Genomic DNA, 3,077 nt, shown 5'->3' on the forward strand with positions numbered 1-3,077 from the left:
GGCCAGCTGCCCGCCGATGTCGGCCAATGGGTCGCCAGCCTGGCGACGCCCGAAGGCGGCGCCAACCGCTTCGTGCCGGCCAATCCGCCGGGCGGGCGGGGCATCCAGTTCGGCTTCGTCGGCCGCACCGGCCCCAATGAATTCCTGCTGCAACTGGCCGAGACCGATCAGCCGGCCCAGGAACTGACCCTGCGTGATCGCCTCGGCCTCACCGCCCGCGAGGGTGAGGTGCTGATGTGGCTGGCGCGGGGCAAGTCCAACCGCGATATCGCCGAAATCCTCGGCCTGTCGCCGCGCACGGTGAACAAGCACCTCGAGACGATCTACGACAAGCTCGGCGTCGAGAACCGCACCGCCGCCGCCATGCTGGCGCTGCGCACCCTCGACGGCGATCGGGGACATTGAGGGGGGCATTGAGAGGGGCATCAAGGCAAGAAAAAACCCCGCGGCATCACTGCCGCGGGGCTGTTCCGTCGCGCGAGGAGCGCTCAGGCGGCCTGGAGGTTGACCGCCGAGACCTTGCCCTGCTTGCCCTTTTCGAGGTCGAAGCTGACGCGCTGGCCCTCATTGAGGTTGCCGAGCGTCGAACGCTCGACCGCCGAGATATGGACGAACACGTCCTGCCCGCCGTTTTCGGGGACGATAAAGCCGAAGCCCTTGGTGGCGTTGAACCACTTCACGGTGCCGATGGTCATAATTTGTAGTCTTTCGAGAATGGGTGTTCATCCCGCAGGTTTGCAGGACAGGTCATATTTCAATGTCGGGATGGACGGGGCCGTCGCTGGGTAGCGGGAGCGCAAGGCCGCCAAACGTCGAAACGTGAGCCGGTGAACCATAGGTCTTCCGGGACGGTCCCGCAAGAAGAATCGCGAGATCCCCCGCATATTGTCCCGATAAGGTCCCGCGCCGGCCCGGGCCCTGGCCACGCGGACATGAAAAAGCCCCGCGGCATCGCTGCCGCGGGGCTTTCCTGTCCCGTAGGGGGCTCAGGCAGCCTGGAGATTGACCGCCGAGACCTTGCCCTGCTGACCGCGCTCGAGGTCGAAGCTGACCTTCTGGCCCTCGGTCAGATTGCCCAGGGTCGAACGCTCGACCGCCGAGATATGGACGAACACGTCCTGCGCCCCATTGTCGGGGAGAATGAAGCCGAAGCCCTTGGTGGCATTGAACCACTTCACGGTGCCGATGGTCATAGTTTTTAGTCTTTCAATACGTATAGCAACATCCCGCGGGTTCGCAGGACGGTTCAGATTTCAAAGCCGGGAAGGATAGGGCCGTCGCATAAATGCGGGAGCGCAAGGCCGCCAAACGTCGAAATAATCGCAAGACTGATAAGGGGGTAGATCAGCCCCGGACGCAAGAGAAATCTTTGGCGTTTCGAATATTATTATGGGAGGGGAAAATTCGGCGGGAAAAATCATGGGCGCGACATGAAGGGGATGACGGGGATTTTGCTCTGGCTGGCCGGAGATCGCGACCTTCGCTAGCCCACGCTGCAGCACCGCGCCTCAAGTCGGCCGCTCGGATGCAATTTCAGCGCCCTAGAAAGCCACTATGCGCTTTTGACCTCTCGCGATCTGCCAACGACATTGCGCCCAGTTCACCGCAGTCACAATCTCTCGCACGCCCGCGACGCGTAAAAGCAGCTAGTTATTAAATGCAATAACCGAGACGATGCCTCATCCTTTCGGCCTCGATCAATGCGGGCATCGATAGCGACGTTCACTAACAGGTTGCCATTGCTGGCAGCCTGCGGAAAGATTGCGCTGAGGAGGAGCGCATGTACCTTAAGAAGATTACGCTACGAAACTTTCGGTCGTTCGATGAAGGTGAAGTCGAACTTCAGGAGGGCCTCACGGTTTTTGTCGGCGAAAACAATGGCGGCAAGAGCAATGCGATCGACGCCATACGCCTACTGACCCAACCTCTAGGTGGCCGTCGCGAGATCTATTGCGAACCGACGGACGTGCGATTCCAAAGCCATAGAAAGTGGTTCGAACTCGAGGCGCTCTTCGCCGGGCTTGACGCGGGCCAACAGGGACGTCTGATCACGGCGGCTACCGACTCTAGCTTGATGGAGGCCCGCTTTGGTCTACGGTTTAGCGGCGCAATTGGAGATCGCCCTAGCCTCTGGGCCGGAAAGTTGGGCAACGCGCCCGAACCCGGCTGTCACGATATGATCCGGCACGTCTATCTGCCGCCGCTTCGCGATGCCAAACGGGCCCTGGCTTCAGGCAATCCGACACGTATCATGGCACTGCTAAATCACTTTCTCGACGACGCTAGCGCTACGAATCTGGCGAAGAGTCTTGCCCGCCCCACGGCCCATCCGATCCTTGATGAGGTCGACAAAGCGGTGACCAAGGGTTTATCGGCGCTGACGGCCGGGGTGCGCCCACAAGCGGCGGCGCTTGGTTTCGCTTCGCACGAGAGCCTAATCGAGATTGCCCGCGACCTACGCTTCAAGCTCGCCGATTACGGCATCCACCCCGAAGACTTGCGCTACTCGGGACATGGCTACGCCAACCTCCTTTTCATGGCAACGATCGCAGTCGAACTAGAAAAAGTCAGTAGGTCCGACCTGACCCTGTTCCTAGTCGAGGAGCCCGAGGCGCATCTGCATCCGCAATTGCAGGCAGCCGTCCTGGCGTTTCTGATCGAGCAGGCCGCCAAGTCTCGTGCGGACAAGCCAAAAAAGGGACCTGCCGGCCAAGTTCAGGTCATCGTCGCTAGCCACTCTCCCAATCTCTCGGCCTGGGTCAGCAGTAAGCAGTTGGTGGTATTCAAATCCATCAATGCCTCAGCTACCGCCTCTGAAGAGCTGGCAGTAAAGGACGCCGCGCCTCAGCAGCCGCCGGCCCAGGCCGACGATGGCGCAATCGAGATGGGTTCGACCGGAGAGGCCAATACACCAGAGGAAGAGCTTGGAAGTCTCGATGTGGAGATGGCGGCGATCGTGTCCCGCCGAATGGTGTAGGAGCTGTGGGTAAGTAGCTCGCCGGCGCGACCATCACGAGTCTGGCGGCGGCGGGCTACTTATCCATAGCGGTGGTCACCGTGGCGGCTGTGGGTAGGGT

The 3,077-nt window shown here is 60.8% G+C and carries 4 protein-coding genes; 2 read left to right on the plus strand and 2 right to left on the minus strand.

Translation table 11 applies throughout. The annotated features are described in order from the left end of the window. The coding region (locus WAZ62_RS01540) for a response regulator transcription factor (RefSeq protein WP_422641769.1) at window positions 1–405 on the plus strand (405 nt) is incomplete at its 5' end. An 83-nt stretch (window positions 406–488) separates the two neighbouring features. On the opposite strand, the gene WAZ62_RS01545 is transcribed toward WAZ62_RS01540, so the two are convergent. Further along, window positions 489–695 carry a cold-shock protein gene (locus WAZ62_RS01545; protein WP_422641770.1) on the minus strand — a complete coding sequence of 69 codons (207 nt, stop codon included), beginning with the start codon at window positions 693–695 and terminating at the stop codon, window positions 489–491. 291 nt (window positions 696–986) lie between these two features. Next, window positions 987–1,193: a cold-shock protein gene (locus tag WAZ62_RS01550; protein ID WP_422641771.1), complete on the minus strand. Its 207-nt coding sequence runs from the start codon at window positions 1,191–1,193 to the stop codon at window positions 987–989. A gap of 587 nt (window positions 1,194–1,780) precedes the next feature. On the opposite strand from WAZ62_RS01550, the gene WAZ62_RS01555 reads away from it, so the two are divergent. Further along, a complete protein-coding gene (locus tag WAZ62_RS01555; protein WP_422641772.1) occupies window positions 1,781–2,977 on the plus strand; it encodes an ATP-dependent nuclease in 1,197 nt (398 codons plus the stop codon). Window positions 2,978–3,077 lie beyond the last annotated feature (100 nt).

The sequence above is a fragment of the Zavarzinia sp. genome, assembly GCF_049306435.1.
Classification (GTDB): Bacteria; Pseudomonadota; Alphaproteobacteria; order Zavarziniales; family Zavarziniaceae; genus Zavarzinia.

What these genes read in the sequence shown, in the direction of transcription:
- WAZ62_RS01545 (WP_422641770.1), bottom strand. Translation starts at nt 695, where the DNA reads ATGACCATCGGCACCGTGAAGTGGTTCAACGCCACCAAGGGCTTCGGC.
- WAZ62_RS01555 (WP_422641772.1), top strand. Translation starts at nt 1,781, where the DNA reads ATGTACCTTAAGAAGATTACGCTACGAAACTTTCGGTCGTTCGATGAA.
- WAZ62_RS01550 (WP_422641771.1), bottom strand. Translation starts at nt 1,193, where the DNA reads ATGACCATCGGCACCGTGAAGTGGTTCAATGCCACCAAGGGCTTCGGC.